The sequence below is a fragment of the Bartonella raoultii genome (genome assembly GCF_019659805.1).
GTDB lineage: Bacteria > Pseudomonadota > Alphaproteobacteria > Rhizobiales > Rhizobiaceae > Bartonella > Bartonella raoultii.
Map to the genome: position 1 here is coordinate 177,010 of NZ_JAIFRO010000003.1, position 2,781 is coordinate 179,790.

At 43.9% G+C, this 2,781-nt stretch carries 3 protein-coding genes and 1 pseudogene; all 4 read left to right on the forward strand.

Annotation, left to right across the window (positions count from 1 at the left end):
- Positions 1-249, forward strand: a pseudogene (locus tag K3248_RS09330) (portal protein); the annotation flags it as partial.
- 13 nt (positions 250-262) lie between these two features.
- The gene (locus K3248_RS09335) at positions 263-1,156 is read left to right on the forward strand and encodes a hypothetical protein (RefSeq protein WP_220716913.1); all 894 of its coding nucleotides are present in this window, start codon (positions 263-265) and stop codon (positions 1,154-1,156) included.
- Between the two features lie 96 nt (positions 1,157-1,252).
- Positions 1,253-2,377 carry a BaGTA-type gene transfer agent major capsid protein gene (gene bgtG, locus K3248_RS09340; protein ID WP_220716914.1) on the forward strand — a complete coding sequence of 375 codons (1,125 nt, stop codon included), beginning with the start codon at positions 1,253-1,255 and terminating at the stop codon, positions 2,375-2,377.
- Positions 2,378-2,398: 21 nt separating this feature from the next.
- Positions 2,399-2,779 carry a hypothetical protein gene (locus tag K3248_RS09345; protein ID WP_220716915.1) on the forward strand — a complete coding sequence of 127 codons (381 nt, stop codon included), beginning with the start codon at positions 2,399-2,401 and terminating at the stop codon, positions 2,777-2,779.
- The last annotated feature ends 2 nt before the right edge of the window (positions 2,780-2,781 follow it).

The following is a 2,781-nucleotide window of genomic DNA, read 5'->3' on the forward strand; positions in this document are numbered from 1 at the left end:
CAGATGAATCCAGAGCAGGAAATGCAGTTGCAAGAAAAGCAGCAAGACATGGCGACGAAAACCCAAATGCAACAGATGGATTTACAACAAAAGCAGATTGAATTGTTCATGCGTCAAAAAAGAGCGGAATTGGAAGCAGAATTGATGCAACAGCGCCATGAACTTGAACGGCAACGCATTTACAATGAGCAGATGCAAAATCAGATCATGCGAGAAAGAGCGGCCAGTTATAGAGGAAGAAGCATTTGAGAAAGGTTAAAGAATGAATGCAGAACTGAATGAAGGACTGAATGAAGATTATGGAACAGAGGCATCCGTTTTTGATGATGAGGGTTCTTTTGAGAGCGCTCATGATAGAGGAGCGGTTGAAAGTGATGATGTCTCTTCTTCAGAGCCGGTTGTAGCAAAGCCTGTTCAAGAGCCTTCAGAGATTACTATCCCTAATGGAGAACAGCAACGTGCTGTAGAACAAGCCAATCAAGCCCGTGAAGCACTTACGAAGTTTTATGAAGCGCAATCCCAGATGTCTCAGGTTGATGGCAAGGAAACGCCTCCCAATCCTAGTGAAGATATTATTGGTTATATGGGGTGGATGGGCAAAAAGCTTCAAGAGCAGGATGCGTATATTAGAGCGCAGCAAGATGTGCAAAGGCAAGCGTTAGAATACCAAGAATTTAATGGGCATTTAAATCAGTTTTTAGAAAGTTCCGTTACCTCGGTCAAAGATAAATACAGTGATTTTGATGCGGCGGCAGATTTTCTCTATGAGACGCGCGCCAAGCAATTGAATGCATGGTCTTCTATCTATCCCACTTATGCCCAGAAGAGCACGATCGATGCGATTATAGGAGATGAGTTGCGAACGATAGTAGCCACTTGCGCACAAAAGGGGGTTAATCCGGCAGAAGAGCTTTATAGGATCGCGCAAAATCTTGGCTATCAAAAGCAAGCCGTGCAAGCCAATGATCAAATTGCAGCACTCCAGAATCGTCAGAATTCAGCGCGGACATTAACGGGCTCTGGTGGTGGAGGCCGTGTTGGTCCTATGACCAAGGAAGTTCTTGCGAATATGTCAGAGAAAGAATTTGATGCGTGGATATCCAATCCAAAGAATGAAGCACGTTTTTATGAAATTATGGGTGTAGATCCTGATTAGGTAAGAGGTTTTTCCACATAATCCGCCTTTGATGCGGGTTTTCCACCGGCTTTATTCAGCCGGTTTTTTTTACAGCAAAGAAAGGTGAAATCAAAAATGGCAACAACACATATAGGGACCCATGATCCGCAAGCGGTAAAATTGTGGTCACAGAAATTAGGCAATGAAGTTTTGAAGGCGACGAAAATCGCCCCCTTGATAGGGAAAAGTTCAAACAGCATTATCCAGCTTTACAATGAAACCCATAAGAGTGCAGGGGATAGCGTTACCTTTAGCCTGCTGGTTAATTTGTTTGGAGATGGTGTCACGCAAGGGGAAACCTTAGAGGGCAATGAAGAAGCGCTTCAATTTATGAATGACCGCTTGGTCATTAACGAGCTCTTACATGCAGCGCGTGTTGCCAATACGGATTCGATTGATCAACAGAGAGTCTTACCGAATTTGCGCAAAAAGGCCAAGGAAGGTTTGGTTCGCTGGTATGCTAATCGTTTAAGCATCATGTTCTTTCTTCAAGTGTGTGGTTATACAGCAAGCACGCTTAGTGTTGATGGTCGAGAAGTTTATATTAAACCGGTTCATTACGGCTTTAATCCGATCATGGCGCCCAGCAGTGAACGCATTATCCGCCCCGATGGCAAAACCAAAGATGAAGAACTTACCGATAAAGCCAAACATAGCTTTAGCCTTAAATTGATTGATGAAGCGGTTAAACAAGCAAAGCTTGCCAATCCGCAAATCTCTCCTGTTCACGTCAATGGTGATGATGTGTATGTTTTGTATTTGCACCCTACCCAAGTGATGCAATTGCGCACCAATACAGCCGCTGGTGAATGGTTAGATATTCAAAAATCAGTTTATGCAACCTCACGTGCAAAGAACCCAATCTTTGATGGATCTTTAGGTATGTATAATGGCGTTGTTTTACGGGAAGCTATCCATGTGACCCATGGTGTTAAATCGACAGATTCTACAGCCGTAAAAAGCGTTCGTCGTGCTGTGTTCTTAGGAGCGCAAAGTGCTGTGATCGGTTTTGGACAAAATCATAGTGCAACCCATTACACCCTCAAGGAAGAATATTTTGATTATGAACGTGAATTTGGCGTTGCCGCCAAGACGCTTATTGGCATGAAGAAAACCCGTTTCCAGATGCCTGGTAGTGCACAAACAGCCCAAGATTTTGGAACGATAGTTATCCCCACCTACAGTGGTGAAGCAGCGTAATTTTAAAGGAGGAAACAAGAGATGGCAGATCATTTACCCGCCCCATTACAGGGGAGAAATCTTCATACGCAACAGGTAAGCTTTTTACGCTTAAATATCTCGCATAAAGAGAAGTCCCTTACGGAGAGAATAGGGATTTTACCGCGTGGAGCTGTGATTACGTCGATCAAAGCCTTTGTGAAGACAGCGTTTTCGGAAGCCAAGTTGAAGATAGGCAGCAGTTATGGGGGAAGTGAATTTGGTGAGAAAGAGATCAAGACCCAAAGCACACAAGACTTTACACCCACAGATCAGAAAGTTTTTGTTGGAGATGATAAGGAAACGACTCTTTACGCTACCCGCGACAAAGCCACAGCAGCAGGTGAATGTGTTGTGGTTGTGCAGTTCGTGACTAATCACTGAAA